This window comes from Bradyrhizobium neotropicale (assembly GCF_001641695.1).
Classification (GTDB): domain Bacteria; phylum Pseudomonadota; class Alphaproteobacteria; order Rhizobiales; family Xanthobacteraceae; genus Bradyrhizobium; species Bradyrhizobium neotropicale.
This window is the reverse complement of sequence record NZ_LSEF01000034.1, coordinates 76336-102984: the sequence shown is the minus strand read 5'-3', so window position 1 is coordinate 102984 and position 26649 is coordinate 76336. Positions and strand designations below refer to the sequence as shown.

Here is a 26649-nt window from a genome sequence, read left to right as displayed (position 1 = left end):
CCCGCCGACACGCCGTTCGTGGTGTTCATGCATCACCCGCCCTTCCCGGTCGGCGTGCACGCAATGGACGAGATCGCGCTGAAGCAGAGTGCGGAATTCGCCGAGGTGATCGCGCCCTATCGTTCGCGCATCCGTCACCTCTTCTTCGGCCATGTGCACCGGCCGATTTTCGGCAGCTATGGCAAGATCCCCTTCTCCACCCTGCGCGGCACCAACCATCAGGTCTGGTTCGAGCTCGATCCCGCCGCCACCGACCATCTCGCGAGCCACGAGCCACCGGCCTATGGCGTGGTGCTGATCGATCAGGAAAACCTGGTCGTGCACAGCCACGACTTCCTCGACACCAGTCTGCGCTTCCCCTTCGCCGCACCGGCGGGAATGGACGACCGCGACTATGCGCTCAACTTCGCGGCGCGATGAGATGAGCCTCGCTGGACCCGCGGCTCTCCCGGTCGCGACCTCGGCGCCGCCGCGACTACATGCTCTCAGGAGATTTGCCGCGGGCCTCAAGGCCTCGCTGCCGGCCTATCTCCTGCTGCTGCCCTCACTGATCTTTCTCGCGCTGTTCACCTATGGCGCGATGGGCCGCGTGTTCGTCGATGCGCTCTACCAGCGCACAACGCCGAAGGCGCCGGTCCGCTTCGTCGGCCTCGACAACATCAGCGCGGTGCTTGCCGATCCCTCCTTCACCGGCGCGGTCGTCAACAACCTCATCTACGCCGTCGGCACCGCGATCCCGAGCATCGGCCTCGCGCTGTTGTTCGCGCTTGCGCTGTCGCGTACCAACGCGGTGACCAGCGCATTGCGCGCCGCGCTGTTCCTGCCGGTGCTGATCCCGATGGTGGCGGCGTCAGCGCTGTTCCTGTTTATCTTCCTGCCCAATGTCGGCCTGCTCGACTACTACATCGGCCGCCTGCTTCCGGTGCTGCCGAACTGGCTCGGCGACCCCGATATCGCGCTCTACGCGATCATGGTCATCACCATCTGGAAGAACGCCGGCTATTACATGCTGTTCTTCCTCGCCGGGCTCCAGGCGGTGCCCGAGGACGTCATGGAGGCGGCACATCTCGACGGCGCCGGACCGTTCATGCGTCTGCGCTACATCATCCTGCCGGAGCTCAAGCCCACCTTCCTGTTCGTCACGGTCATCGCAACGCTCAACGCGGTGACACAGGTCGACCACGTCTTCGTCATGACCAAGGGCGGCCCGTCGAACGCCACCAACCTCGTGCTGTTCTACATCTACGAGCAGGCCGTGGAGCATTACGACATCGGCAAGGCTTCCGCGGCGACGCTGCTGACGCTCGCGGCGCTGATGGCCCTGACCGCGCTCTCCTTCCGGACGCTTGCGAACCGGGAGGGCGGCCCATGAAACTGTTCGACGCACTGTTCAAGGAAGCCCCGCTCGCCACCCGGGGCGAGATCACGCCAAAGCTCGGTTTCGCGCTGACGGTGCTGCTCGCGATCGTCTGGCTGATCCCGTTCCTTTGGATGGGCGTGGCAACGCTGCGCCCCGCCTCCGACGGCATCAACCTCATGGCCGAGCTGATCCCGAGCGTGAAGCCGACGCTCGACAACATCAGGGATGCCTGGGAGATCGGCGATTTCCCGCGCTATTTCCTCAACACCACCTTCATCTGCACCGGCATCCTGCTCGTGCAGTTCGTCACGATCACGCTGGCGGGTTTTGCGTTCGCGCGCCTCGCCTTCGCCGGCAAGACGCTGATCTTCTATCTGTTCCTGATGCAGCTCATGCTGGTGCCGGTGCTGTTGATCGTGCCGAACCTGAGGCTCGTGGCGCAGCTCGGCCTCTACGACACGCTGACCGGCGTGATGATGCCGTTCTTCGCCTCCGCCTTCGGCACCTTCCTGATGCGCCAGGCCTTCGAAGCGATCCCGACCGAGCTGGAGGATGCCGCACTGATCGACGGCGCGGGCCTGCTCCAGCGCATCCGCCACATCTACGTGCCGCTGTCGCTGCCGAGCTTCTCCGCCTTCGCCATCATCTCCGTGACCAGCCACTGGAACGACTTCCTGTGGCCGTTGATGGTGATCAATTCGCCGGACAAGCGGCCGCTCACGGTCGGTCTGTCCGTCTTCACCGCCACGGCCGAGGGCACCCAGGCCTGGGGCACGATCGCCGCGGGCACGCTCATGGTGATCGCGCCGCTGCTCATCACGTTCCTCATTTTCCAGAAGCGCTTCATCAGCTCTTTCGTCACCTCAGGCATCAAATAGGAGATTTTTCGATGCTGTTCTCCCGCAGGCTCATGCTTGGCCTCGCCATCGCAGGCACTTTGGCTGGCGCCCTCGCCTTCCCGGCGATGGCCGAAGGCCCGACCGAGATCGACCTGTTCTTCCCCGTGCCCGTCGACGGCAAGCTTGCCCGCGACATGGGCACGCTGATCAAGGAGTTCAACGAGAGCCATCCCGCGATCAAGGCGACCGCCGTCTACACCGGCTCCTATGACGACACGCTGATCAAGACTCGCGCCGCGATCAAGGCCGGCAAGCCACCCGCCGCCGTGATCATGTCGGCGAACTTCCTGCTCGACATGCAGATCGAGAACGAGCTCACCAATCTCGATTCCCTGATCGCCGCCGACGGCACCACCAAGGAGCAGTTCCTCGGCCAGTTCTTCCCGGCGCTGCAAGGCAACGCGGTGATCAACCGCTCGGTCTACGGCGTGCCCTTCCACAATTCGACGCCGCTGCTCTACATCAACGCCGATCAGGCCAAGGAAGCCGGCCTCGACCCGGACAAGCCGCCGCAGACCTGGGCGGAGCTCACCGACTGGGCCAAGAAGCTCACCAAGCGCGAAGGCGACAAGGTCACGCGCTGGGGCATCGCCATCCCCTGCGCCTATGATTATTGCGGCTGGATGATGGAAACGCTCACCATGTCCAATGGCGGGCGCTACTACAACGAGGAGTTCGGCGGCGAGGTCTATTACGACACGCCCTCGATGCTCGGCGCGCTCACCTGGTGGAACGACCTCGTCGCCAAGCACAAGGTGCATGCGCCGGGCGCCACGCCAGGTCCGGCCGTGAGCACCTCCTTCATCTCCGGCAACGCCGCGATGATGATGCTGTCGACGGGTTCGCTGACCTATGTCCGCGACAACGCCAAGTTCAACTACAAGGTCGCCTTCATCCCGCGCAACGTCCGCAACGCCGTGCCGATCGGCGGCGCTTCGCTGATCATTCCGGCGGGCCTAGAGGCCGACAAGCAGAAGGCCGCCTGGACGCTGATCAAGTGGATGACCTCGCCGGAGAAGAGCGGCTGGTGGAGCCGCGCCACCGGCTACTTCGCGCCCAACATGGCCGCCTACAAGACGCCCGACATGGTCGACTTCCTCAACAAGAACCCGGACGCAAAAACTGCCGTCGAGCAGCTCGACGTCGCAAAGCCCTGGTTCGCGACCTACAAGACGGTGCCCGTCCGCAAGACGCTGGAGGACGAGGTGATGCTGGTCCTGAACGGCAAGAAGCAGCCCAAGGAAGCCCTCGCCGCCGCCCAGAAGGCCGCCGACGAGCTGCTCAAGCCGTACAACGCCGAGACCTCGCTGAAGCTGCCCTGAGGGCGGCTGGATAGCCCAACGACCTTCGGCGCTCCGCCATGCGGGGCGCCGAATGCGTTTTGGGACACGCGATCCGAGCCCCCGTTAACCTCTCGTCCACCATTCGACCCGTCCCGCCGGCGGTAACCACGAGAATTAACAGACCGTCAACGCGCCCCCGACAATTCTAACGGTCTTGCGGGGGATTTTGCCGTGGATCTGTTGGTTTTCGAGTTCCTGGGACTGGCGCTGGTCGCGATGTGCGTGGTCGTGGTGGCGCTGCCCTGCGCCCGCAAACCCTCGCAGCGGATCCGCTACGAGTAGGATTTGGACCGGTTCAAGCGATTCCGACCCAAATTCAAGGCCCGAATTCGCTACGAGCCCCTTGACATCACAGCACTTTCGGCAGAACGGCTGATGTACGTGTCATGGGCCGTTCATGGATCTGATTACCACCACCGCTGACCTCGCGGCTGCCTGCAGCCGGCTGGCCAAGCACCCCGTCATTACCGTCGATACCGAGTTCCTGCGCGAGACCACCTACTACCCGCTCTTGTGCGTGGTGCAGATGGCAAGCGCCGAGGAAGCCATCGTCATCGACGCCCTGGCCGAGGGCATCGACCTCAAGCCGTTCTTCGAGCTGATGGCCAACGAGGCCGTGCTGAAGGTGTTCCACGCCGCCCGGCAGGACATCGAGATCGTCTGGCACCAGGCCAACATCATCCCGCATCCGGTGTTCGACACCCAGATCGCGGCCATGGTGCTCGGCTATGGCGACAGCATCGCCTACGATCAGCTCGTGGAGAAGGTCACTGGCCACCGGCCGGACAAGACCCATCGCTTCACCGACTGGTCGCGCCGGCCGCTGACCAAGGAGCAGATGCATTACGCGGTCTCCGACGTCACGCATCTGCGCGACGTGTTCGCCGCGCTCGACGCCGACCTCAAGAAGCGCCGCCGCAGCGAATGGGTCTCGATCGAGATGGAGATCCTGACCTCGCCGCGCACCTATGACTTCCACCCCGAACGGGCCTGGGAGCGGCTGAAGACGCGGGTGCGCAAGCCGAAGGACCTCGCGGTGCTGATGGAAGTGGCGGCCTGGCGCGAGCAGGAGGCGCAGAGCCGCGACGTGCCGCGCGGCCGCGTGCTGCGCGACGAGGCGATCAGCGACATCGCAACCCATGCGCCGACCTCGCTGGAGAAGCTCGCTCATCTGCGCTCGGTGCCGAAGGGCTTTGAGAAGTCCAAATGGGGCGCGGACATCGTCGCCGCGGTCGAGCGCGGACTGGCGCGCGATTTCGCGACGCTGCCGAAGCTGGAAAAGCCGCGCAACAATTCCAATGGTGCAGCGATCGTCGAGCTGTTGAAGGTCTTGCTGCGCATGACCGCGGAGCGTCATGCGGTCGCCAGCAAGGTGATCGCGACCGTCGACGATCTCGAAGAGATCGCGGCCGATGACGAGGCCGACGTGCCCGCCTTGCGCGGCTGGCGCCGCGAACTGTTCGGCGACGCCGCACTAAAGCTCAAGCGCGGCGAGCTGGCACTCGCGATCGAAAAGGGCCGCGTGATCGGGGTGAAGCGGGCGTAGCGACCGACAATCGGCGAGAATCGCAACGCCGACAGCGCCAATCCCTCATCCTGAGGAGCGCGGAACGCGCGTCTCGAAGGATGAAGGCCCGGCTCTCAGCCTCGCCCTTCGAGACGCGCGCAAAGAGCGCGCTCCTCAGGGTGAGGGTCGGCTATTTCTGATGCGTCCCTACGCCGGCGTCAGCTTCGCCGCCTCGCCCTTCATGTCGTCCAGCACGCCGGCGATCGCGGTGACGAGCTCGTCGATCTGGCTCTTGTTGACGATCAGCGGCGGGCAGATGGCGATGGCGTCGAGCATGTTGCGCGAGATCACGCCGCGCTCCTGCAGCATGCGGCTGGCGATGCCGCCGACGGCACCGGGCGTTGCCGCTGCGGTCTTGCGCTGCTTGTCGAGCACGAGCTCGAGCGCCGCGATCATGCCAACGCCGCGGACCTCGCCGACCAGCGGATGGCCGGCGAGCTCGCGCAACTTGCCTTGCATATAGGCACCCGTCTCGGCGGCATGGGCGACCAGGCCGCGCTCGTCGATGATCTTCAGGTTTTCCAGCGCCACGGCGGCACCAACGGGATGACCGCCGGCAGTGAAGCCATGGCCGAGCACGCCGATCTTGTTGCTCTCATCCGCGACCGGCTCGAACATGCGGTCGTTCAGGATGATCGCCGACAGCGGGAAGTAGCTCGAGGTGATCTGCTTGGAGACCACGATCGCATCGGGCTTGATGCCATAGGTCTCGCAGCCGAACATCTTGCCGGTGCGACCGAAGCCGCAGATGACTTCGTCGGCGACCAGCAGGATGTCGTATTTGTTGAGGACCTTCTGAATCTTGTCCCAGTAGGTTGCCGGCGGCACGATGACGCCGCCCGCGCCCATGACGGGCTCGCCGAAGAAGGCGGCGATCGTCTCGGGCCCCTCCTTGACGATGAGGGCTTCGAGCTCCTCGGCCCGCCGCGTCGCAAAGGCCTCCTCACTCTCTCCCGCCGCGCCGTCCTTGTAGAAATGCGGCGAGCCCGTGTGCAGGATGTTCGGCAGCGGCAGATCGAACGAGCGGTGATTGTTCGGCAGCCCCGTGAGACTTGCGGAGGCGATCGTGACGCCGTGATAGGCGCGCAGACGGCTGATCACCTTCTTGCGCCGCGGCTGTCCCAGCGCATTCGAGCGATACGCGATCAGTTTGAGCACGGTGTCGTTGGCTTCCGAGCCGGAATTGGTGAAGAACACCTTGCTCATCGGCACCGGCGCGAGCGCGACCAGCTGCTCGGCGAGATCGATCGAGGGTCCGTGCGATTTCGCGGAGAACGTATGATAGAACGGCAGCGCCTGCATCTGCCGGTAGGCGGCCTCGACCAGCCGCTTCTCATTGAAACCTAGCCCGACGCTCCATAGCCCGGCCATCGCCTCGAAATAGCGCTTGCCCGTTGCATCGAAGACATAAGGCCCCTCGCCGCGCTCGATCACCAACGGTCCTGCCTGCTGATGTGTGCGCGCGTTGGTGTAGGGATGGAGCTGGTAGGCCACATCCCGGGCCTCTTGCGAATTCGGCAGCATCGACATTGCGGAGATCCTCTAGGCTTCACGTCGCCGGCAAAGCCAGCGTCATCACTTGGCTATTGCGACACTAGAGAACTTGCAACGCCATTTCGCCAGCAGCAAATGCCCGGCAGCGATGCAGAAAGCGTCGCCGCGCCGCGTTCAGGCCGCCCCGTCGTCATCATCGTCATCGGCGGCCTCAGCGGCCTCCCTCGCTTCGACGAGCGCCATTGAGAGAAGATAGACGGTCGTGGGCAGGCCGAGCCGGCGCGCCTTCTCGGCCGCGCGTGACAGCTCGCCCGCCAAGTCCTTCAGCTCGTCCCCCCGAGACACCGCCCTAGTCCACCCTGGTCGCCGTCCACCTATCCGGTCGCGCCCGCTTGCATCGCGATGGCGCCGCTGGTCCTGATCAGTTCGGCGCTGGTGCGGATTATAGCAAAATTTCCGATGACATTCACCACTGCTTGCTTGTATGCGGCGGCATCGTCGGCGCCCGGCTGCCGGCAGGCCACGGCGTCACTGACCACCTGGTAGCGATGGCTGCGATGAAACCCGTCGACGACTGTGGCCAGGACGGTCTCATCCAGGGAAAAGCCGAGTAGCACGCAGCGGACCGCGCGGATATTGGACATGTAGTCGACAAACCGCGCGGAACTGTAGGCCGAGGGCAGCGGGTGCTCGAACGTCATCTCTCCCGGCCGCGGCTTTGCTTCCGCGATCCAATCAGTCAGCTTGGATGCCGGATTGAACCATGCCGCCTGTGCGATGCGCTTTAAGTGCATCACCGGCCAGAGATTGTCGCGCCACAACGTCAAAAGGTCGAGACAGCGCGGCAGCGCGGCATCGCCGTCGAGGATGACGTGGCGACGCCCCTGGGTCAGATATTCGACCTGAAGATCCGCGCAGACCAGGATCGGCGGATCGTCGTGGGTTGGATCCAGCATTTTCTTGCTTGTAGCTGCACCAATTTCAACGGTCAGCGAGCGCGAGGTCACGCAGTGGCGAGGTCACCGCCCGCCCGGCGGAAGCATCGAGCACGCCAGGCCGGTCCCAGTCGCCCTCGGGGCGAATGATCACATAGGGATCGCTGTCCAGCGTGATGGCGTCCGGACCCGGCTCGATCTCGAGCACCATCTCGGTGTAGGAGAAATCGGAGAACGTGATCTTGCGATTGTGACCGAGCGGCTTGGCGCCGAAATGGGCCCAGAAATCGACCAGCCGGTCCTGCGCCTGGCCGTAGATCTTGCGAAACCCCTTGCGCTTCACATAGTCGACGCTCGCCTGCACCAGCTTGAACGAAACGCGCGAGCGCCGATATTGGTGACGCACCGCGAGCCGCTCCACCTTGGCGAATTCGCCAAAGAAGCGCACTCGCAGGCAGCCCGCAGGCTCGTTACCGACGAAGCCGATGAAATGCGCCGCCACCAGATCGTTGCCGTCGAACTCCTCCTCGAAAGGACAATCCTGCTCGGCGAGATAGACCGCGGAACGGATGGCGGTGACGAGCATGAGATCGCTGGGATCGCGCGCAAGCCTGACGGTGATGGCGCGGGAGTCCGGTTTGGCGAGAGGAATCCTAGTGCCGTGCATCTGCAAAACTCCTTGCTTGGATGATCGCGCCCGGCATGCGCAGCGGCTGCCTGTTCCAGGGCCGCTCGTAACACCAGAGGTCGGGTTGAAAGCTCGGGACGGGCTCAAAACCCGTCGCCTTCATGATGTCGCGTCCTGCCAGCGTCGACGGCTGCGCATAGCAGTCCGCACTGCGAAACCGCGCCTGGCGCAGATGTGCCGCGGCCTTGCCGAGACCGGCGATGCCACGGCCCGTGGCCGCGATCGCCCAGATGTAGATGGCAGACACCTCTTCATTAGCGGCGGCGAGATGGCGCGTGTCAGGCGCGGTCAGGCAGATTTCGTCGAGCAGCAGCGCGTCGTGCCCGCGGTCATTGAGAAACAGGAAAGCCATGCCGCCAACGAGGCGCCCCTTCCGGCTGAAGGTGAGCAGGCTCTGGGGATCGAAGGTGAAGTAGTTTGCAAGCTCCGCCGTTCCGATCCGCACGCCCGGCACCAGCCGGCGTGCCATGTCGGAAAGCGCAGCAATTTCCGAAAATTGCGCGCAACGGACATCGATGTCCGGGCTCAGTGGCAACGAGTCGAAATGATGCCTTGCGGCAAACGAGCCCCTTTCCATACCCATGTCACCCCTCTATCGTTCGCTGTTTTCGCGCCCCGCTATGACAACGAGCTTAGCGGTTGGGGATCAGGAGTATGCAGCAACTATTGCACCGGGGTGCTGCGATGATGCAGCACCGTGAAGAAGCCCTGGATGCGTCCTGGGACGATTTGAAGCTGTTTTTAGCGTGCGCGAAATTTAAAAGTTTTCGCAACGCGGCCGAGGAGCTCGGCATGACATCGACGACGCTGATGCGCAGGATCGATCGGCTCGAAGAGAGCATCGGCTGCAAGCTGTTCCTGCGCGACCAGAGCGGGCTCACGCTCAGCGACGAAGGCACCGCGATGATTGCCGACGTCGCTCATATGGAACGTCACGCCTTCAACGTATTCCGCCGCGCCTCGCGTTCGTCGAACGACACGGTCGGCACCGTGCGCGTCGCGGTGACTGAAGGTCCCGGGAATTTCTGGATCCTGCCGCGGCTGATCGATTTCCAGAAGACCTATCGCAAGATCACCGTCGATCTGCGCTGCGCGATGGAACAGACCGACGTCGCGCGCCTGGAATCCGACATCGCAATCCAGCTCGAGCCGCCGACCAATCCCGACCTGATCGTCACCAAGCTCGGCCGGCTGCACATCTATCCCTTCGTTTCGAAGGACTATGAGAGTCTCTACGGCGTACCGGCGACGCTCGCCGAATTGAACAACCACCGCATCATCAAGCAGAGCGCGCCGCAGGTCGACGACGGCGCCTATGCCCGCGTGCTCGGACTGAAATCGCTGGAGGGCATCGTCGGCATCAAAACCAACTCCTCGGTCGGCGTGCTCTATGCGGTGGAGCGCGGCGCCGGCATCGGCTTCCTGCCGACGGTCTCGATCGCGCTCGGTGCACCGCTCATCGCCGTCGATCTCGGCGTCAGTCACCACGCCGATCTCTGGCTCACCTATCACAAGGAGTTCCGCACGTCGGAGCGGCATAAGATCGTGGTCGACTGGCTGAAGAAGATTTTTGACCCCAGGGCCTACCCCTGCTTCCGCGACGAGTTCATCCATCCGAACGCACTGGTTCCGATGATGGCGGCAGCACGCGAAGGATTTGGTCTCAGCGGTTATGTCGCGGCGACGCCGAGGTGAGCTCGCGCCTCACCATTTGTACTCGAAGCCGACCGTGCCCTGGTGCGACTGGAGGTCGTTGCGGAACTTGGCATCGTAGTTGATGTAGAGTCGCGCGGTGTTGGTGAGGCTGAGCGAGGCGGCCGCACCCGCATCCATGCCGTAGCGGCTCTCGCCGATGCCGGGCACGATGACGCTCGTGGTCCCCAGGCTGACCTGAACCGAGCCCAGGTTCTGATAGAAATTGTCGACGAACTTGCCGTAGGCGGACAGGTCGAGGATCTTCCGGTCGAAGATGAAGTAGCGTCCGATCTCGGCCCCGATCAAGGCGCGCGCACGCGAGATCGTGGTCGAGCCGACATTGAACGGATCGAGTCCGCCGGTCTCCTGGAACGACGCGCTGGTGGCGCGGACATATTCGAGCGCGCCCTTGGGCACGATCCGCATCTGGTCCTTGGTCCAGTAGTAGCTGATCTCAGTCAGCGCGCCGTCGACCGTGGCGCGGTAGCCCGCGGTTGCGAGACCAAAGCCTGTGTCCCTGCTGGAGTGGACCTTGCCGGAGCCGTGCACCACTGCAAAGGCCCAGGTCCACGGCCCCTTGTCGACGGAACCGTTGACGCCGAACTGGGTCAGGTCGAGCGTGGCCGATTGCAGCGCCAGCGGGACGTCGACATCAGTATGGCTCTGATCGACGGAGAAGCCGATGTTCACGCCCGGCGCGAGCCGCGCCCCAAAGCCGGCGACGCCGCCGAACGTCTTGCGCTTGTCGCCGACGAAATCGCCCTGCGCATCGGTCCGTACCGAGATGCCATAGCCTTCGAACCATGTGCGGTAGCGCGGATCCTCCGTGCTCTCCGACGCACCGCCGCCACCGGGATTGGTGCGCAGTGCGCGGTTGATGCCGCCCGACGCCTGATTGCCGAGCCGCTCCAGGAAGCTCGATCCGAGATCGAGCGAGGTGGCGGTCGGCACCGGAATTGGGGTCGGTGACGGCAGCGGTGTGGGCACCGGAGGCAGGGGCGTCGGGCTCTGCGCAAAGCCCGGCGTGGCGGCCAACATCACCATGACGAACGCGAGAGCCGCGGCGATCGCAGTCGCGATCCTGCGGACCCGATCCAACCTGATCATCCGTGTCCCGGAGAGCTGCGACGCGCAGCACATGACAACAAATCCCGAAGCAAAAGGCGGCGCGCAAAAATGCAACACGCGCGGCGTTACGTGCCGCGATTTGTGCCGAACTGCCACGGGTGGTCAATCGGTCGCAGGGCTCGCCCAAGGAAGATTAAGGGGGATTGCCTCCGATTGTGGTTCCGCTGCCACAGGTCATACATTGCCGCCGGACATATTCGCGTCGCTCTTGAAAATCGCGCGCTGCTTGCTAACGGCCGGTTTTCATGTTGCAATATCAGGCACAATCGGATTTGGCCGCTCGGCTGTGCGTATCGTGACGTTGAGACTCAAGACTCGAACAGACTTCCGGAAGCCCGTTTGTGGCGTGGCACGCGCAAAAGCGTGGCCGCGTCTTTTTTATATCTAGTGGAGGAGACTAGCGATGCCGCAAAAGGGCACCGTCAAATGGTTCAACCCGACCAAGGGCTATGGGTTCATCAAGCCGAACGGCGGCGACAAGGACGTGTTCGTCCATATCTCCGCCGTCGAGCGTGCCGGACTCTCCACCCTCAATGAAAACCAGGTGGTTGAATACGACCTCGTGGAGAACCGCGGCAAATCGTCCGCCGAGAATCTCAAGGTCTCCTGATCCCTTCGCATTGTTCTCGCGTAGAGATCACGACGTTGCCCCCGGCTCTGCCGGGGGATTTTGTTTGGGCCGCATGCATGATGAGGATTCGACCGGTCCGGGACGCTGACCTCGACGCGCTCTATGCGATCTCGCTTGCGACGGGGTCCGCGGGAGCCGACGCAGGTCATCTCTACCAGGACGACCGACTGTTGGGTCACATCTACTCGGCCCCCTATGCACGCCTCGCGCCCGATCTTGCGCTCGTGGTCGAAGACGAAGCCGGAGTGGCCGGATTTGCAGTCGGCGCGATCGACACCGAAGACTGGGAAGCGCGGCTCGATCGGGAATGGTGGTCCGACCTCCGCAGGCGCTATCCCGATCCCACCGGGGCACCCGGCGACTGGACCGCGGATCAAAGGCGTTGCGCCATGATCCATCATCCCGAGCGGACACCGACGAACATCGCGCAGGACTACCCGGCCCACATACATCTGAATCTGCTGCCGCGGCTGCAACAGCAGGGCCTCGGCACGAGACTCTTGCAGGCGTGGCTTGAGCTCGCGCACGAGAGATGCGCGCGCGCCGTCCATGTCGGCGTCAATCGCGCCAACGCGCGCGCACTGGAATTCTGGGCACGGCAGAGCTTTCAGCCGTTGCAAGCCAATGGCGGCGCGGCTCGCACCGCCTGGTTGGGCCGTCTAACGGTCGGTTAGGTCCGAGGCCCGGGCCACTACGGGCGAAATCAGGAAATTCTCGGAAGCGCCGCTTGCCTCGGTCTTGCAGACCTCGCCGTCGATCCGGACCTTGCCGGTGGCGAGCAGCCGCAGCGCCTCGGGATAGATGCGATGCTCGACTTCGAGGATGCGTTCCGAGAGCGTATCCCCTGTGTCGTGGTCGCTGACGGGAACCGCGCCCTGCATCACAATCGGGCCGGCGTCGGTGGCGGGGATCACGAAGTGCACTGTCGCGCCAGACAGTTTCACCCCGGCGCGCAGCGCCTGGCCGTGCGGATCGAGGCCGGGAAAGGACGGCAAGAGCGACGGATGGATGTTGAGCATCCGTCCGTACCAGCTTTGCGTGAATTCGGCCGTGAACAGGCGCATGAAGCCGCCCAGGCAAATCAGCTCGATGCCGTGCTGATCGAGCGCGGCCTGCAGTGCCGCCTCAAAACCGGCGCGGTCCTTGCCGAACGGCTTGCTCTCGATCACCAGCGTCGGCACCCCGCTCGCCTTCGCCCGCTCCAGCCCCGGTGCATCGGCCTTGTTCGAGATGACGAGCGAAATCTCAGCCGGGAAATCAGGCGCGGCCGCGGCCTTGATCAGCGCGGCCATGTTCGAGCCCCGGCCGGAAATCAGGATGGCGACGCGGCGTTTCATCGGTTTACAGCGCGAGATCGAGGTGGCCGCTATAGACGACGCGATGCTCGCCCTCGGCCGGGATCACGGTGCCGAGCTGGGCCACCGTCTCGCCAGCATCGGTGAACACTTGCGTCACCTTATCCACCGCGTCTGGCTCGACGATCGCGATCATGCCGATGCCGCAATTGAAGGTGCGCAGCATTTCCAGCTCGGCGATGCCGGCCTGCGCGGCCAGCCATTTGAACACCGGCAGCACCGGCAGGCGCGTCAGATCAATGCCGACGCCGAGATGTTTTGGCAGCACGCGTGGAATGTTGTCGGTGAAGCCGCCGCCGGTGATGTGGGCGAGCCCCTTCACTGCGCCGGTCTCGCGGATCGCGCGCAGGCAGGATTTGACGTAGAGCCGCGTCGGCGTCAGCAGCGCGCCACCGAGGGTCATGACCGGCGAGAACGGCGCCTTCGCCTCGAAGCCGAGGCCGGACTGCTCGACGACCTTTCGCACCAGCGAGAAACCGTTGGAATGGACGCCGGAGGACGCAAGGCCAATCACGGCATCGCCCGCGGCAATGTCCTTGCGCGGCAGGAGCGTGCCGCGCTCGGCGGCGCCGACGGCAAAGCCGCCGAGATCGTAATCCCCGTCCTTGTACAGGCCCGGCATCTCGGCCGTCTCGCCGCCGATCAAGGCACAGCCGGACTCGCGGCAGCCCTCGGCCACACCTGCGACGATCGCGGCGGTGGCCTCCGGGTCGAGCTTGCCGCAGGCAAAATAGTCGAGGAAGAACAACGGCTCGGCGCCCTGCACCACGAGATCGTTGACGCTCATGGCGACGAGGTCGATGCCGATCCCGCCATGCAGGCCGGTCTCGATCGCGATCTTGACCTTGGTGCCGACGCCGTCCGTCGCGGCGACCAGGACGGGATCCTTGAAGCCGGCCGCCTTGAGGTCGAACAGGCCGCCGAAACCGCCGATTTCGGCGTCGGCGCCGGGGCGAGCGGTGGCGCGCACCATCGGCTTGATCAGGTCGACCAAGCGGTTGCCCGCATCGATGTCGACGCCTGAATCGGCGTAAGTGAGGCCGTTTTTGCGGTCGGTCATGCCCGATTTCCAGTGGGTTTGCGGCTGGTTACGTCGAATTCCGGGGACACGCAATGGCTCGCATGGCGCCTGGGGCTATACTATGTAGATATCAACCGGTTCAGCCTTCAAAGGGCCGGATTTGAGGTCAGACAAGGTGCCAGGAAGCGCCGCGTGAGTATCCCGAACATCATCACCCTTGGCCGTATCATGCTGGTCCCGATCATCGTCTGGGCCATCGTGTCGAGCCAAATGGAGGTGGCGTTCGCGGTGTTCCTGATCGCCGGCATCAGTGACGCCGTCGACGGTTTCCTGGCCAAGCGCTTCAACATGAGGAGCGAGCTCGGCGCCCTGCTCGACCCCCTCGCGGACAAGGCGCTGCTGGTCTCGATCTACCTGGCACTCGGCATCTGGGGCGACATCCCGCGCTGGATCGTGATCCTGGTGGTGTCGCGCGACATCATGATCGTGGCCGCCGTGATCGTGTCCTGGCTGTTCGACAAGCCGGTCGAGATGAAGCCGTCGATGGTGTCCAAGCTCAACACCGCGGCCCAGGTGGCCTATGCGGCCCTGGTGCTGGCCGCCCTCGCCTTCGGCTTCAAGCCGGCGCCCTATGATATTATCCTGATGGGCTTCGTAACGGTCTTCACGCTGTCCTCGGTGTCGCTCTATCTCGTCGAGTGGCTGCGGCACATGAGCACCATCGAGGCAAAATGAGCGGCCCAGCAAATGGGCCAAATCGAGTTGAACGAGCAGCGCTCGATCCGTCAGATCCCTTCAAGTGAGGCCGGCACGTCCGGCATGGAGCAAAGCAAGCGTGGCAGGCCGCGTTCATCCCCGACAGTTGGCATTTTCGCTTCCGCATGCGGAGAGCCTCAGCCGGGACAATTTCCTTGAAGGGCCTGCCAACGCGGCCGGTCTCGCCTTGATCGATGGCTGGCCGGAATGGCCGAACCGGATCATGTGGCTGGCCGGCCCGGAAGGATCGGGCAAGAGCCACCTCGCCGCGATCTGGGCCGAGGAGGCGGGTGCCCGCTCGACCACGGCCAATGCGCTGACCGCGTCTACCGTGCCGGGGGCACTGGCGACGGGTGCGCTGGTGGTTGAAGATCTCAGGGTTGGGGACTTCGACGAGCGCGCCCTCTTCCACCTGATGAATCTCGCCCGCGAGGACGGCGCTTATGTCCTCTTCACCGGACGCGAACTTCCGGCCGCGCTCGACATTGAGCTACGCGACCTGCGCTCGCGCCTGCGCGCCGTGCCGGCGATCTCGCTGCTGCCGCCGGACGACCAGCTGTTCCGCGGCCTGATCGTAAAGTTCTGCGCCGACCGCCAGCTCACGGTCGACGAGAGCGTGGTCAGCTACCTAGCCACCCGCCTGGAGCGGTCCTCGGCCGCCGCCCGGCGCGCGGTAGAGCTGCTGGACAGCGAGGCGCTGCGGCTCGGCCGGCCCGTGACCCGGGCGCTCGCCGCCGACCTGCTGCGCGATGCCTGACCGGGCCGCCTTCCGACGCCGCTTGACGCGGCCGGGCGGCGGAACATCAATGTCATCGAAACGTCACCGCATTAACACATGCTCCCGCCGGTTTTGCGCGTAAGTCGCAAAGTAAGGCGAGACAAGATGGACCGACTTCTGATGGAATCCGTGCAAGCTATTGAAGTAAAAGAGAAAGCTCCGGAAGCCGAAGGACTGCCGGCGATCGCCACGAGCCCCGAGCGATTCATCAACCGCGAGCTCTCCTGGCTGCATTTCAATCGCCGCGTCCTCGAAGAATCGGTCAATGCCCACCATCCGGTGCTGGAGCGGGTGCGATTCCTGTCGATTTCGGCAAATAACCTCGACGAATTCTTTATGGTCCGCGTCGCCGGCATCAAGGCCCAGGTGCGCGAGGGCATTCCCGAGCGCAGCCCCGACGGCCTGACGCCGTCCGAGCAGCTCGCGCTGATCAACCGCACCGTCTCTCAGCTTGCCAGCGACCAGCAGTCGATCTGGCGCGACCTGCGCGGCACCCTCGCCGACGTCGGCATCGTGCTGGTCGACGGCAAGGACGTCACCAAATCCGAGCGGATCTGGCTCGAGGACTACTTCCTCAACAACGTGTTCCCGCTGCTGACGCCGCTGGCGATCGACCCTGCGCACCCCTTCCCGTTCATTCCGAGCCTCGGCTTCACTATCGCGCTACAACTAACGCGCGCTGCCGACGGCAAGCAGATGAACGCGCTGATCCGCATGCCCGGCAAGATCGACCGCTTCATCCGCATGCCCGGTGACGGCAAGGTCCGGCTGATCTCGCTCGAACAGGCCACCGCCCTGTTCATCAACCGCCTGTTCCCCGGCTACAATCTTCACGGCCAGGGCGCCTTCCGCATCATCCGCGACTCCGAAATGGAAATCGAGGAAGAGGCCGAAGACCTCGTCCGCGTGTTCGAGACCGCACTGAAGCGCCGCCGCCGCGGATCGGTGATCCGGCTCGAGATCGATGCCAAGACACCGGAGGAGCTGCGCAGCTTCGTGCAGCATGCGCTGTCCGCCGCCGACGACGAGGTCTTCCTCGTGGACGGCGTGCTCGCCATGAACGAGCTCTCGCAGCTCACCCGCCTCGACCGGCCCGACCTCGAATTCACCCCCTACGTGCCGCGCCATCCCGAGCGTGTGCGCGAGCATGGCGGCGACATCTTTGCCGCGATCCGGCAGAAGGACCTGATCGTCCACCACCCCTACGAATCCTTCGACGTGGTGGTCCAGTTCCTGCAGCAGGCGGCGCGCGACCCCGACGTCGTCGCGATCAAGCAGACGCTCTATCGCACCTCCAACAACTCGCCGATCGTGCGCGCGCTCGCGGAAGCCGCCGAGGCCGGCAAGTCCGTCACCGCGCTGATCGAGCTGAAGGCGCGCTTCGACGAGGAGGCCAATATCCGCTGGGCGCGCGACCTCGAGCGCGCCGGCGTGCAGGTCGTTTACGGCTTCCTCGAACTCAAGACCCACGCCAAGCTTTCGATGGTGGTGCGCCGCGAGGGCGGCATCCTCACCACCTATGTCCATACCGGCACCGGCAACTACCATCCGGTCACTGCGCGCATCTACACCGACCTCTCCTACTTCACCTCGGATCCGACCATCGGCCGCGACGCCGCGCGCGTGTTCAACTTCATCACCGGCTATGCGGCGCCGAGCGATCTGGAAAAGATGGCGGTGTCGCCGCTGACGCTGCGCGGACGCATCATCGAGCACATCCAGGCCGAGACCGCGCATGCGCGGCACGGCCGGCCCGGCGCGGTCTGGATGAAGATGAACGCGCTGGTCGACCCCGACATCATCGACGCGCTCTACGAGGCCTCGCAGGCCGGCGTCCAGGTCGAGCTCGTGGTGCGCGGCATCTGCTGCCTCAGGCCCGGCATCCCCGGCCTGTCGGAGAACATCCGCGTCAAATCCGTCATCGGACGCTTCCTGGAACACGGCCGAATCTACTGCTTCGGCATGGGCCAGGGGCTGCCGAGCGCCAAGGCGGCTGTGTATATCTCCTCGGCCGACATGATGCCGCGCAACCTCGATCGCCGCGTCGAGGTGCTGTGTCCGTTGCAAAATCCGACTGTGCATCAGCAGGTTCTCGAACAGATCATGGTCGCGAACTTGAAGGACAATGAGCAGAGCTGGCAATTGTTGCCGGACGGGTCCTCAACGCGTATGAAGGCCGCGAAGGGCGAGGAGCCTTTCAACGTGCACAACTACTTCATGACAAATCCGAGTCTGTCTGGCCGTGGAAAGTCGCTCAAGGAATCCTCGCCGCGCCGTCTCACGCGCCGGAACGAACGTCATCAATCCTGATCGGAGTTTGTCGTGGTGACACGGGCGCGCAAGCGCAGCGCGAGCGTCGCCGTCATCGACATCGGTTCCAACTCGGTCCGTCTCGTCGTCTACGAGGCGCTGACGCGCAGCCTCATTCCGATCTTCAACGAGAAGACGCTGTGCGGCCTCGGACGCGAGGTGCAGAGCACGGGCCTGCTTGCGCCCGATGCCGTCGACAAGGCGCTGACCTCGCTCAAGCGCTTTCGCGCGCTGTGCCGCGTGATGCAGGTCGGTCGCGTCTTTGCGATCGCCACCGCCGCCTGCCGCGACGCCTCCAACGGCCCCGACTTCATCGCGAAAGCCGAGCGCATCTGCGCCGTGAAAATCGAGATCCTGTCCGGACAGCGCGAGGCGCGGCTGTCGGCGCTCGGCGTGATCTCGGGGATTCATCATCCCGACGGCATCGTCGGCGACCTCGGCGGCGGCTCGCTCGAGTTGATCGACGTGCGCCGCAACAGCGTGCGCAGCGGCGTGACGCTGCCGCTCGGCGGCCTCGCGCTGCAGGACCTCGCGCACAAATCGCTCAAGCGCGCCGATCGCATCGTGCGCGAGGAGATCGACGAGCTGCCGCAGCTCATCGCGGGCCGCGGTCGCACCTTCTACGCGGTCGGCGGCACCTGGCGCGCACTCGCACGCATCCACATCATCCAGAGCGGCTATCCGCTCCAGGTGATGCACGGCTATTCCATTGCTGCCGCCGAAGCCCTCGACTTTGCGCGCCGGCTGCGGCGCCTTGCGGCCGCCGACATGCTCGCCGACATCGAGGTCGTCGCCGATGCCCGGCGGCCCCTCCTCACCTATGCGGCGCTCGTGCTCGAGCACATCATCCGCGTCGCCCAGCCGAAGACCATCGTGTTCTCGACCTTTGGCGTGCGCGAAGGCCTGTTGCACGAGAAGCTCTCCGAGAGCGAGCGCAGCAAGGACGGCCTGATCTGCGCGGCCGAAGAGTTGAACCAGCTCTTGTCGCGCTCGGCCCGCCACGCCCGCGAGCTAATCACCTGGAGCGACCGCCTCGCGCGCGTGGTGAAGTTGCGCGAGACCGAGGAGGATCGCCGCCTGCGCCACACCGCATGCCTGCTCTCCGATATCGGCTGGCGCGTGCATCCCGACCATCGCGGCGAGCAGACGCTGAGCCTCGTCGTCAACGGCAATTTTGGCGCGATCAATCACCAGGAGCGCGCCTTCGTCGGCCTCTCGGTGTTCTACCGCTACGCGGGCCTCAGCGAGGAAAACCAGCCGCCGATGACGATGCAGGAACTGCTGACGCCGGCCCAGCTCGAACGTGCCCGCTTGCTGGGTGCGGCGTTCCGCGTCGCGCACCTGATCTCGGCGGCGCGGCCCGGCGTGCTGCCGGCCACGCATTTCCGCAGCGAGGGTCGCAAGCTGATGCTGGTGTTCGAGCACCGGCTCGGCGATCTCGTCGCCGATCGCGTCGGCGGCCGCTTCCGGCAGCTTGCCCGCCTGATCGGCCGCTCCGGCTCGATCGTCCGCCGCTAGAGCATGATCCGGAAAAGTGCGCAGCGGTTTTCCGAAAAGATCATGCTCAAACAACAGCCTAAAGCGCGATGACGATTTATCCCAATCTCATCGCGCTTTAGGCGATAAAGCTTACTCCGCCGACGCCTTGGCGTGGCGCTCTGAGGATTCGAGCGCAGCCGCGCTCATGCTGCGCCGGCGCCAGATATAGCCGACGACCAGCACAACGACGACGCCGAGCGCGGCGCAGAGATACTCGCCGCCTCCGCCACCATGGGCGAATTGCGGCGGGATGCGCAGGGCTGCGAGCATCGAATCCAGCGAGGCGCCGAGCGGGCCGTCGAACAGCGTATGCAGCTTCGGCTCGATGCCGGGATCGGTCGCGATCACCTCGCCGGCGATCCAGCCGAGCAGCGCCGCACCCGCCCAGACCAGGACCGGCAGTTTGGCCAGCAGCGCCATGATCAGCGCGGCGCCGGCGACGATCAGCGGCACGCTGATGGCAAGGCCGAGGATCAACAGCGGCACGCTGCCATTGGCGGCGGCGGCGACCGCGATGACGTTGTCGAGGCTCATCACGATGTCGGCAACGACGACGATCTGCACGGCCTGCCAGAGATGCGAGGCGGACTCGACGCCCTCCTCGTCCTCTTCCTCCGGCACGAGGAGCTTCGCCGCGATCACGATCAGCGCGAGACCGCCGACCAGCTTGAGATACGGCAGCCCCATCAGGCTCGCGACGATGCCGGTGAAGATGATTCGCAGCAGCACCGCCGCGCCGGCGCCGAGCACCATGCCCCACAGCCGGTGCCGCGGCTTGAGGCCGCGGCAGGCAAGCGCAATCACCAGCGCGTTGTCGCCGGAGAGCAGGATGTTGATCCAGATGATCTTGCCGACCGCAATCCAGAAGGTCGGCTCGGCCATCTCATTGCGGAACTGGGTGAAGAATGCCCCGATCGTCGCGGGATCGAAGATCTGCCAGAGCCAGTTCACAATGCGTCCTTTCGCCCCGTCGAATTAAGGCGCCGGCTGACGGATCAGCCGACGATCTCGTTGCCCGAGAAGAACTGCGCGATCTCGATCACCGCGGTCTCCGGCGCGTCGGAACCGTGCACGGAGTTCTCGCCGATCGACTTGGCGTAGAGCTTGCGGATGGTGCCGTCAGCCGCCTTCGACGGATCGGTCGCACCCATCACCTCGCGATATTTGGCGATCGCGCCTTCGCCTTCCAGCACCTGAACCACGACCGGGCCCGAGGTCATGAAGTCGACGAGCTCGCCGAAGAACGGACGCGCCTTGTGGACGGCATAGAAGGTCTCGGCCTGGCCCTTGGTCATGCGGATGCGCTTCTGGGCGACGACGCGCAGGCCCGCCTTCTCGATCACGGCGTTGACCGCGCCGGTCAGGTTACGCTCGGTCGCGTCGGGCTTGATGATCGAGAAAGTGCGTTCGGTCGCCATGATCTTGTCCTTGAGGAAAAGGGGTGGTGTGGAGTTGCCGGGCTTATATCGGCGCCATCGCCGAACGGCAAGCGACCGCCAAAACGGTCCCATGCGCGCTTCGCCGCAGGAGACAAGCCGATATTTTCAGCATGGATTACAACAATTTCACCCAGATGAACCCAATCTGCAGGCTCCGTCAGGGTTCGGTTCAGCGTCGCTGACGTAAGGTCCATCCATCGAAACCAAAGCCTCCACCCGAGGCGGACCGTTTCGGCGGCCTTTCCATCGACGCGCAGGCCCGCGCCGGCAGTTTTGAGGAGATCACGATGTTGAGGAAACTTTCGCTTGCCGCAGTCGCCGCGGTCGCGCTGGGTGCCGCGCTGGCACCGACCTCCGCCTCCGCGCACTGGCATGGCGGCTGGGGCTGGCATGGCGGCGGCTGGCACCACGGCTACGGCTACGGCTGGGGTGCACCGCGCTTCTATGCCGGCGGCCCCGTCTCCTACGGCTATGGCGGCTGCTATGTGCGCCGGCTGGTCCCGACCCCCTGGGGACCCCGCTGGCGGCTGATCAACCGCTGCTACTGAGCCCGACAGCACCTTCCCAAGGGTACCATCCCCCAGGTACCCTCCAAGAGAAGCCCCGGCGCGTCCCCCCGCCGGGGCTTCGCATTTGGGTGGATCTTGCGACCATTAATACAATTTTTACTAGAATCCTCAGCACTCCCCGCAGATGCCGAAACCATTTTGGGGGCCAATGACTTGGTACCGTGAAATGACCTCTGGACACGGAACTCTGCCATGACGGGCCACTTTGCCAATGACAGCGAACAGATCGATCGGCGCACCAGCCGCTCGATTTGCGATGCCGTGGGCGAGCGGCTGCAGCAGAGCCTTCGCCCGGAACCCCGGCTGACGTCGCATCTCGAGCATCTCCTGAACGAGCTGAAGAAGCGCGACCGCGAGGGCGGCCCGCACAACTGACGGGCGCAAAAACGGGTTGCGTTCGCGCCGCCTTGCGGTGACAAGGCCGCATGCTTTCCATCACCGACCTCTCGGTCCGGCTCGCCGGACGCCTCCTGATCGACCAGAGTTCCGTGCAGATCACGCCCGGTTCGCGCGTTGGTCTGGTCGGGCGCAATGGCACCGGCAAGTCGACGCTGTTCAAGGTGATTCGCGGCGAGCTCGCCGCCGAGCATGGAACGGTGACGTTGCCACCGCGCTGGCGCGTCGGCAGCCTCGCGCAGGAGGCGCCAAACGGACCGGAAAGCCTGATCGAGGTCGTGCTCAGGGCCGATCTCGAGCGCGACGCGCTGCTGCGCGAGGCCGAGAGCGCGACCGATCCGCACCGGATCGCCGAGATCCAGACCCGCCTTGTCGACATCGACGCGCATTCGGCTCCGAGCCGAGCAGCCGCGATCCTTTCCGGCCTCGGCTTCTCGGCCGCCGATCAGGCGCGCCCCTGCGCGGAGTTCTCCGGCGGCTGGCGCATGCGCGTCGCGCTGGCCGCGACCCTGTTCGCGGCCCCTGACCTGCTGCTGCTCGACGAGCCCACCAACTATCTCGACCTTGAAGGCACGCTGTGGCTGGAGGACCATCTGGCGCATTATCCGCGCACGGTGATCGTGATCAGCCACGACCGCGACCTGCTCGAGAGCTCGGTCGACCAGATCCTGCATCTGGAGCGCGGCAAGCTCACGCTCTATCGCGGCTCCTACTCCTCTTTCGAGGAGCAGCGCGCCGCGCGCGAGCTGCTCGATGCCAAGCAGGTGAAGCGCCAGGAGGCCGAGCGCGCGCGCCTGCAGGCCTTCGTCGACCGCTTCAAGGCCAAGGCGTCGAAGGCACGCCAGGCGCAGTCGCGCGTCAAGATGCTCGAACGGCTGAAGCCGATCACGGCACTCGTGACCGAGGACGTACACGAGATCAGCTTCCCCGCGCCGGAGAAGATGCTGTCGCCGCCGATCATCGCCGTCGACAACGTCTCGGTCGGCTACGACACGGCGACGCCGGTGCTGGGCCGCGTCACCTTGCGCATCGACAATGACGACCGCATCGCGCTTCTCGGCGCCAACGGCAACGGCAAGTCGACGCTGGTCAAGCTGCTAGCCGGCCGCCTCGCGCCGTTCTCGGGTAAGGTCACGCGCGCCGACAAGCTGTCGATCGCCTATTTCGCGCAGCACCAGCTCGACGAGTTGAACGAGGACGCCTCCGCCTACGATCACGTCCGCAAGCTGATGGGCGGCGATGCGCCCGAGGCCAAGGTGCGGGCGCGTGCCGGCGCGCTCGGCTTTTCCGGCAAGGCGGCGGACACCAAGGCCGGAAAGCTGTCGGGCGGCGAGAAGGCAAGGCTCCTGCTCGGCCTTGCGACCTTCTTCGGCCCCAACATGATCATCCTGGACGAGCCGACCAACCATCTCGACATCGACAGCCGCGCCGCGCTCGCCGAAGCCATCAACGAGTTTCCCGGCGCGGTCATCATGGTCTCGCACGACCGCTATTTGATCGAGGCCTGCGCCGAGCGGCTCTGGATCGTCGCCGATCGCACCGTGACCAACTACGACGGCGACCTCGACGAGTATCGCCGCCTGGTGCTGTCATCGCGCAACGCGGAAGCCGCGCCACGCGAGCGGAGCGCCGTGAGCGAAAAGCAGCAGCGTCCAAGATCAGACAATCGCGGCCCGCTGAAGAAGCGCATCGCCGAGGCGGAGGCCGAGATCGCGCGCGTCAGCGAGATCATCGCCAAGATCGACACCGCACTCGCCCTGCCCGACATCTTCACCCGCGACCCCAAGCAGGCCGCGCAACTCTCCAAGGCACGCGCCAATGCCGCGGACGCGCTGGCACGCGCAGAAGAGCAATGGCTCGAAGCCAGCGCGCAATACGACGAGGCGGTGGGGTAGATCGCTGCTCTAGTGCCCCGGACGCAGCGCAGCACGACGGTGATGCGCTGCTGAGCCGGGGCCCATCGTCGTTACGAACTGAATCCCGGCTCAGTGTCGCGTCATTTCATGCCGCGCCGCGCCCGGGACACGAGCGGCCGCGACTACGCCGACTTCTTCTTTGCCTTCGGCTTGACCGGCTTCGGCGCGGGCGCCTGCTCGGGCCCGGCTTCGATCGAGGACAGGCGGCCTGAGGTGAAGGTGTAGATGCCGGCGCGCGGCCCTGTGAGCCAGGTGACGACGACGACACGCCGGCCGCCGGCATCATTGGAGATGTTGACGTTCGAGGGCGCGCCGATGCCGCGCACCACGTCGCATTCGGTATGGCCGAGTGCGACCGTCCCGCCCGACGGAGCGGATGGCTCGGTCGAGGCATTGGCATCGCCCGGCGCGCCAACAGGGGCCATGCCCGGACAGGCGCCCTCGGCGCTGACGAGATCGTCGGCCCTCACCGGCTTGTCGGGAGTCAGCGGCGGCGATTCGATCGAGATGTTCTTGATGCTCAGGCGGCCGGCCCTGGCGAACCACTCGGCGTCCTTCGAAAACACATCGCTTCCGCTCGAGCAGCCCGCGATCAGCGGTGCGACGGCGGCCAACGCAACTATGAGCGCCTTTGGAAGCTTTTGATGTCGCACGATAAACTAAATTCCCCCGGGTGAAGGACCAGCCCTAAGCGATTGTCCCAACATCACTTTGCGGCACGAAGGTGGCCAAAGCCAGCATCGCCCGCAAAGTGCAAATTATCATTAATTGCGATCGACCGCTAATTCCGCCGCTGCCACCGGCCGCGCTCGTCAGCCTGCCAGTAGGTCACCTCGAATCCGCGCGTCTTGCAATCCGTCCAGGCACTGCGCGCCTGGGCCAGCGCGTCAGGATCGTCGCCGTTGAACAAGAGGACCATGCGCTCGTAGCCTTGGGCGTCCTGCGGCAACGCGGCGTTGTCGATCAGGAAGCGAACATTGGCGTTGTTCGGATTGTCCTCCTCGATCACCAGCACGATCGGCTGGTCGGCCGCATCGCTCACGCGCCATGTCGCATGAGGCAGAAAGGAATCGTCGCGATAGGTCCACAAGTGCGCATCCAGCGCATCGGCGCGCTCCGGCGAGGTCGACTGCACGACGACCCGCCAGCCGCGTTCCAGCGACTTCTCAAGAAGCGGCGGCAAGACGTTCTCAACCGACATGTCTTGCAGATGGTAGAACAGGACTTCGGTCATTTGCTCTCGTAGTGATCTGCCACCAGCCGGTCGAGCAGCCGCACCCCGTAACCGGAGCCCCAGCTCTGGTTGATGTCTGTCTTCGGCGCGCCCATCGCGGTACCGGCGATGTCGAGATGCGCCCAGGGCGTGCCGTCGACGAAGCGCTGGAGGAACTGCGCCGCCGTGATCGAGCCGCCATGGCGGCCGCCGGTGTTCTTCATGTCGGCGAACTGCGAATCGATCAGCTTGTCGTATTCGGGGCCGAGCGGCATGCGCCAGACCTTCTCGCCGCTCTCGAGCCCGGCCGTCAGGAGGCGCTCGGCCAGTTCGTCATTGTTGGAGAACATGCCGGCATGCTCGGTGCCGAGCGCGACCATGATCGCGCCGGTGAGCGTCGCCAGATCCACCATGAACTTCGGCTTCACCCGCTTGGCGACGTACCAGAGCACATCGGCGAGCACGAGACGGCCCTCCGCGTCGGTGTTGATGATCTCGATGGTCTGGCCCGACATCGAGGTGACGATGTCGCCCGGACGCTGAGCGTTGCCATCGGGCATGTTCTCGACGAGGCCGATGGCGCCGACCGCATTGACCTTGGCCTTGCGCGCCGCGAGCGCATGCAACAGGCCGACGACGCAGGCAGCTCCCCCCATGTCGCCCTTCATGTCCTCCATGCTGCCGGCCGGCTTGATCGAAATGCCGCCGGTGTCGAAGCAGACGCCCTTGCCGACGAAGGCAACGGGCGCGGTGCCCTTCCTGCCGCCGTCCCAGCGCATGATCACGGTGCGGCTCGGCCGCGCCGAACCCTGGCCGACGCCGAGCAGCGCGCCCATGCCGAGCTTCTGCATCGCCTTGACGTCGAGCACCTCGATCTTGACGCCGAGCTTGCGGAGCTGGCTTGCCCGGCGCGCGAACTCCTCGGGAAAGAGCACGTTCGGTGGCTCGTTGACGAGGTCGCGCGCGAGAATCACGCCGTCGACGACGTGGCCCGCCGACGCAAAGGCCCTCTTCGCCGCCGCCGCATCGGAAACCCCAAGCGAGACCTCGGCGTGCAGGGCGCCGCCCTCCTCGCCGTCCTTCTTCTTGGTCTTGTAGCGATCGAACTTGTAGGCGCGCAGCCGCAGACCCGCGGCGATCGCGACCGCCTGCTCGCTCGTCATGGCGTCATCGGGCAGCTCCGCCATGATGGTCATGGCGCCGCCCCCGGGGTGGAGCTTGCTCGCCGCCACGCCGCCGAATTTGAGGAAATCGCTCGCCTTCAGCGCTTCAGCCTTGCCGGCGCCGATCACGATCAGGCGAGTGGCCTTCAATCCCTCGGGCGCCAGGATGTCCAGAGCCGCACCACTCTTGCCCTTGAAGGCGGCAGCAGCCGCCGCCCGCTTCACGAGTTCGTTGGCGGCGCCGAGCGCCTTGGCGGTCGCCGGCCCCACCTTCAAGCTGTCGTCGCAGAACACGACCAGGATGCCACGGGGCGCGGCGGCAAGCGGGACGAAGCCGACCTTGATGGCATCGGACATGGGTAACTCCTCCAAAACATGGGGCTTTTGCCGCTCAGCGGCCCCGGCCGAGGGCCGGCGCTGAACCGCGATTCACTGGACTTTCCGCACTATGGGC

Annotated in this window: 28 protein-coding genes; 15 read left to right on the top strand and 13 right to left on the bottom strand. The window is 65.0% G+C overall.

What is annotated here, in order from left to right; translation table 11 throughout:
- The 5 genes from AXW67_RS43870 to rnd all read left to right on the top strand — a co-directional run.
- Positions 1 to 420: metallophosphoesterase family protein (locus tag AXW67_RS43870; RefSeq protein ID WP_488226172.1), on the top strand; the 420-nt coding region annotated here is incomplete at its 5' end.
- A gap of 1 nt (position 421) precedes the next feature.
- Positions 422 to 1372: a carbohydrate ABC transporter permease gene (locus tag AXW67_RS09815; RefSeq protein WP_063677782.1), complete on the top strand. Its 951-nt coding sequence runs from the start codon at positions 422 to 424 to the stop codon at positions 1370 to 1372.
- Entirely contained in the window at positions 1369 to 2238 is an 870-nt protein-coding gene (locus AXW67_RS09810; protein WP_063677722.1) for a carbohydrate ABC transporter permease, read from the top strand. Before AXW67_RS09815 ends, AXW67_RS09810 begins: the two co-directional genes overlap by 4 nt.
- 11 nt (positions 2239 to 2249) lie before the next feature.
- Positions 2250 to 3581, top strand: a complete 1332-nt coding sequence (locus AXW67_RS09805) for an ABC transporter substrate-binding protein (protein ID WP_027551403.1) — start codon at positions 2250 to 2252, stop codon at positions 3579 to 3581.
- 418 nt (positions 3582 to 3999) lie between these two features.
- A complete protein-coding gene (gene rnd / locus AXW67_RS09800) occupies positions 4000 to 5148 on the top strand; it encodes a ribonuclease D (protein ID WP_063677721.1) in 1149 nt (382 codons plus the stop codon).
- Positions 5149 to 5316: 168 nt separating this feature from the next.
- Here rnd and AXW67_RS09795 read toward each other — a convergent pair whose 3' ends face one another.
- The 5 genes from AXW67_RS09795 to AXW67_RS09780 all read right to left on the bottom strand — a co-directional run bounded on the left by AXW67_RS09795 (position 5317) and on the right by AXW67_RS09780 (position 8869).
- Positions 5317 to 6699 (bottom strand): aspartate aminotransferase family protein, encoded by a 1383-nt coding sequence (locus tag AXW67_RS09795; RefSeq protein WP_063677720.1) that lies wholly within the window; start codon positions 6697 to 6699, stop codon positions 5317 to 5319.
- A gap of 138 nt (positions 6700 to 6837) precedes the next feature.
- Positions 6838 to 6981 carry a hypothetical protein gene (locus tag AXW67_RS43120; protein ID WP_198024690.1) on the bottom strand — a complete coding sequence of 48 codons (144 nt, stop codon included), beginning with the start codon at positions 6979 to 6981 and terminating at the stop codon, positions 6838 to 6840.
- Between the two features lie 56 nt (positions 6982 to 7037).
- On the bottom strand, positions 7038 to 7619 hold the full coding sequence (locus AXW67_RS09790) for an isochorismatase family protein (protein WP_027551406.1): 582 nt from the start codon (positions 7617 to 7619) through the stop codon (positions 7038 to 7040).
- A 25-nt stretch (positions 7620 to 7644) separates the two neighbouring features.
- Positions 7645 to 8265: a GNAT family N-acetyltransferase gene (locus tag AXW67_RS09785; RefSeq protein WP_063677719.1), complete on the bottom strand. Its 621-nt coding sequence runs from the start codon at positions 8263 to 8265 to the stop codon at positions 7645 to 7647.
- On the bottom strand, positions 8252 to 8869 hold the full coding sequence (locus AXW67_RS09780; protein WP_063677718.1) for a hypothetical protein: 618 nt from the start codon (positions 8867 to 8869) through the stop codon (positions 8252 to 8254). The genes AXW67_RS09785 and AXW67_RS09780 overlap by 14 nt, the downstream gene beginning before the upstream one ends.
- Before the next feature lie 71 nt (positions 8870 to 8940).
- On the opposite strand from AXW67_RS09780, the gene AXW67_RS09775 reads away from it, so the two are divergent.
- Complete coding sequence (locus AXW67_RS09775) at positions 8941 to 9981, top strand: LysR family transcriptional regulator (RefSeq protein WP_063677717.1); 1041 nt, start codon at positions 8941 to 8943, stop codon at positions 9979 to 9981.
- A 9-nt stretch (positions 9982 to 9990) separates the two neighbouring features.
- Here AXW67_RS09775 and AXW67_RS09770 read toward each other — a convergent pair whose 3' ends face one another.
- Positions 9991 to 11121, bottom strand: a complete 1131-nt coding sequence (locus AXW67_RS09770) for an autotransporter outer membrane beta-barrel domain-containing protein (RefSeq protein ID WP_063677716.1) — start codon at positions 11119 to 11121, stop codon at positions 9991 to 9993.
- A gap of 391 nt (positions 11122 to 11512) precedes the next feature.
- On the opposite strand from AXW67_RS09770, the gene AXW67_RS09765 reads away from it, so the two are divergent.
- Positions 11513 to 11719: a cold-shock protein gene (locus AXW67_RS09765; protein ID WP_008551638.1), complete on the top strand. Its 207-nt coding sequence runs from the start codon at positions 11513 to 11515 to the stop codon at positions 11717 to 11719.
- 77 nt (positions 11720 to 11796) lie between these two features.
- Positions 11797 to 12414, top strand: coding sequence for a GNAT family N-acetyltransferase (locus tag AXW67_RS09760; RefSeq protein WP_063677715.1), 618 nt, complete (start codon positions 11797 to 11799; stop codon positions 12412 to 12414).
- Here the strand turns inward: AXW67_RS09760 and purN are convergent.
- Positions 12400 to 13077 carry a phosphoribosylglycinamide formyltransferase gene (gene purN / locus AXW67_RS09755; RefSeq protein ID WP_063677714.1) on the bottom strand — a complete coding sequence of 226 codons (678 nt, stop codon included), beginning with the start codon at positions 13075 to 13077 and terminating at the stop codon, positions 12400 to 12402. The two genes, AXW67_RS09760 and purN, sit on opposite strands and share 15 nt — an antisense overlap.
- Before the next feature lie 4 nt (positions 13078 to 13081).
- A complete protein-coding gene (purM, locus tag AXW67_RS09750) occupies positions 13082 to 14155 on the bottom strand; it encodes a phosphoribosylformylglycinamidine cyclo-ligase (RefSeq protein ID WP_063677713.1) in 1074 nt (357 codons plus the stop codon).
- Positions 14156 to 14308: 153 nt separating this feature from the next.
- Here purM and AXW67_RS09745 point away from each other — a divergent pair, with 153 nt between their 5' ends.
- The 4 genes from AXW67_RS09745 (at position 14309) to ppx (ending at position 19478) form a co-directional block, all read left to right on the top strand.
- Positions 14309 to 14851 (top strand): CDP-alcohol phosphatidyltransferase family protein, encoded by a 543-nt coding sequence (locus tag AXW67_RS09745; protein ID WP_063677712.1) that lies wholly within the window; start codon positions 14309 to 14311, stop codon positions 14849 to 14851.
- A gap of 100 nt (positions 14852 to 14951) precedes the next feature.
- On the top strand, positions 14952 to 15629 hold the full coding sequence (locus AXW67_RS09740; RefSeq protein WP_063677711.1) for a P-loop NTPase family protein: 678 nt from the start codon (positions 14952 to 14954) through the stop codon (positions 15627 to 15629).
- Between the two features lie 141 nt (positions 15630 to 15770).
- Entirely contained in the window at positions 15771 to 17960 is a 2190-nt protein-coding gene (locus AXW67_RS09735) for an RNA degradosome polyphosphate kinase (RefSeq protein WP_063677781.1), read from the top strand.
- A 15-nt stretch (positions 17961 to 17975) separates the two neighbouring features.
- Complete coding sequence (gene ppx, locus AXW67_RS09730) at positions 17976 to 19478, top strand: exopolyphosphatase (RefSeq protein ID WP_063677780.1); 1503 nt, start codon at positions 17976 to 17978, stop codon at positions 19476 to 19478.
- 111 nt (positions 19479 to 19589) lie between these two features.
- Here ppx and AXW67_RS09725 read toward each other — a convergent pair whose 3' ends face one another.
- Together AXW67_RS09725 and ndk are read right to left on the bottom strand one after the other, a co-directional pair.
- The gene (locus tag AXW67_RS09725) at positions 19590 to 20450 is read right to left on the bottom strand and encodes a TerC family protein (protein ID WP_063677710.1); all 861 of its coding nucleotides are present in this window, start codon (positions 20448 to 20450) and stop codon (positions 19590 to 19592) included.
- 44 nt (positions 20451 to 20494) lie between these two features.
- Positions 20495 to 20917: a nucleoside-diphosphate kinase gene (gene ndk, locus AXW67_RS09720; protein WP_027551419.1), complete on the bottom strand. Its 423-nt coding sequence runs from the start codon at positions 20915 to 20917 to the stop codon at positions 20495 to 20497.
- A 308-nt stretch (positions 20918 to 21225) separates the two neighbouring features.
- Between ndk and AXW67_RS09715 the strand changes: the two genes are divergently transcribed.
- The 3 genes from AXW67_RS09715 (at position 21226) to AXW67_RS09705 (ending at position 23798) form a co-directional block, all read left to right on the top strand.
- Complete coding sequence (locus tag AXW67_RS09715; protein ID WP_027551420.1) at positions 21226 to 21486, top strand: hypothetical protein; 261 nt, start codon at positions 21226 to 21228, stop codon at positions 21484 to 21486.
- A gap of 213 nt (positions 21487 to 21699) precedes the next feature.
- On the top strand, positions 21700 to 21882 hold the full coding sequence (locus tag AXW67_RS09710; protein WP_063677709.1) for a hypothetical protein: 183 nt from the start codon (positions 21700 to 21702) through the stop codon (positions 21880 to 21882).
- 50 nt (positions 21883 to 21932) lie between these two features.
- Positions 21933 to 23798, top strand: coding sequence for an ABC-F family ATP-binding cassette domain-containing protein (locus AXW67_RS09705; protein ID WP_063677708.1), 1866 nt, complete (start codon positions 21933 to 21935; stop codon positions 23796 to 23798).
- A gap of 143 nt (positions 23799 to 23941) precedes the next feature.
- On the opposite strand, the gene AXW67_RS09700 is transcribed toward AXW67_RS09705, so the two are convergent.
- The 3 genes from AXW67_RS09700 to AXW67_RS09690 all read right to left on the bottom strand — a co-directional run bounded on the left by AXW67_RS09700 (position 23942) and on the right by AXW67_RS09690 (position 26552).
- Complete coding sequence (locus tag AXW67_RS09700) at positions 23942 to 24433, bottom strand: hypothetical protein (protein ID WP_027551423.1); 492 nt, start codon at positions 24431 to 24433, stop codon at positions 23942 to 23944.
- 167 nt (positions 24434 to 24600) lie between these two features.
- Positions 24601 to 25053 carry a DNA polymerase III subunit chi gene (locus AXW67_RS09695; protein WP_063677707.1) on the bottom strand — a complete coding sequence of 151 codons (453 nt, stop codon included), beginning with the start codon at positions 25051 to 25053 and terminating at the stop codon, positions 24601 to 24603.
- The gene (locus tag AXW67_RS09690) at positions 25050 to 26552 is read right to left on the bottom strand and encodes a leucyl aminopeptidase (RefSeq protein WP_063677706.1); all 1503 of its coding nucleotides are present in this window, start codon (positions 26550 to 26552) and stop codon (positions 25050 to 25052) included. The genes AXW67_RS09695 and AXW67_RS09690 overlap by 4 nt, the downstream gene beginning before the upstream one ends.
- Positions 26553 to 26649 lie beyond the last annotated feature (97 nt).

Bases quoted from the DNA above. Each gene is read 5' to 3' on its own strand.
- AXW67_RS09815 (WP_063677782.1), top strand. From the start codon at position 422: ATGAGCCTCGCTGGACCCGCGGCTCTCCCGGTCGCGACCTCGGCGCCG.
- AXW67_RS09810 (WP_063677722.1), top strand. From the start codon at position 1,369: ATGAAACTGTTCGACGCACTGTTCAAGGAAGCCCCGCTCGCCACCCGG.
- AXW67_RS09805 (WP_027551403.1), top strand. From the start codon at position 2,250: ATGCTGTTCTCCCGCAGGCTCATGCTTGGCCTCGCCATCGCAGGCACT.
- rnd (WP_063677721.1), top strand. From the start codon at position 4,000: ATGGATCTGATTACCACCACCGCTGACCTCGCGGCTGCCTGCAGCCGG.
- AXW67_RS09795 (WP_063677720.1), bottom strand. From the start codon at position 6,699: ATGTCGATGCTGCCGAATTCGCAAGAGGCCCGGGATGTGGCCTACCAG.
- AXW67_RS09790 (WP_027551406.1), bottom strand. From the start codon at position 7,619: ATGCTGGATCCAACCCACGACGATCCGCCGATCCTGGTCTGCGCGGAT.
- AXW67_RS09785 (WP_063677719.1), bottom strand. From the start codon at position 8,265: ATGCACGGCACTAGGATTCCTCTCGCCAAACCGGACTCCCGCGCCATC.
- AXW67_RS09780 (WP_063677718.1), bottom strand. From the start codon at position 8,869: ATGGGTATGGAAAGGGGCTCGTTTGCCGCAAGGCATCATTTCGACTCG.
- AXW67_RS09775 (WP_063677717.1), top strand. From the start codon at position 8,941: ATGCAGCAACTATTGCACCGGGGTGCTGCGATGATGCAGCACCGTGAA.
- AXW67_RS09770 (WP_063677716.1), bottom strand. From the start codon at position 11,121: ATGTGCTGCGCGTCGCAGCTCTCCGGGACACGGATGATCAGGTTGGAT.
- AXW67_RS09765 (WP_008551638.1), top strand. From the start codon at position 11,513: ATGCCGCAAAAGGGCACCGTCAAATGGTTCAACCCGACCAAGGGCTAT.
- AXW67_RS09760 (WP_063677715.1), top strand. From the start codon at position 11,797: ATGATGAGGATTCGACCGGTCCGGGACGCTGACCTCGACGCGCTCTAT.
- purN (WP_063677714.1), bottom strand. From the start codon at position 13,077: ATGAAACGCCGCGTCGCCATCCTGATTTCCGGCCGGGGCTCGAACATG.
- purM (WP_063677713.1), bottom strand. From the start codon at position 14,155: ATGACCGACCGCAAAAACGGCCTCACTTACGCCGATTCAGGCGTCGAC.
- AXW67_RS09735 (WP_063677781.1), top strand. From the start codon at position 15,771: ATGGAATCCGTGCAAGCTATTGAAGTAAAAGAGAAAGCTCCGGAAGCC.
- ndk (WP_027551419.1), bottom strand. From the start codon at position 20,917: ATGGCGACCGAACGCACTTTCTCGATCATCAAGCCCGACGCGACCGAG.
- AXW67_RS09715 (WP_027551420.1), top strand. From the start codon at position 21,226: ATGTTGAGGAAACTTTCGCTTGCCGCAGTCGCCGCGGTCGCGCTGGGT.
- AXW67_RS09710 (WP_063677709.1), top strand. From the start codon at position 21,700: ATGACGGGCCACTTTGCCAATGACAGCGAACAGATCGATCGGCGCACC.
- AXW67_RS09705 (WP_063677708.1), top strand. From the start codon at position 21,933: ATGCTTTCCATCACCGACCTCTCGGTCCGGCTCGCCGGACGCCTCCTG.
- AXW67_RS09695 (WP_063677707.1), bottom strand. From the start codon at position 25,053: ATGACCGAAGTCCTGTTCTACCATCTGCAAGACATGTCGGTTGAGAAC.
- AXW67_RS09690 (WP_063677706.1), bottom strand. From the start codon at position 26,552: ATGTCCGATGCCATCAAGGTCGGCTTCGTCCCGCTTGCCGCCGCGCCC.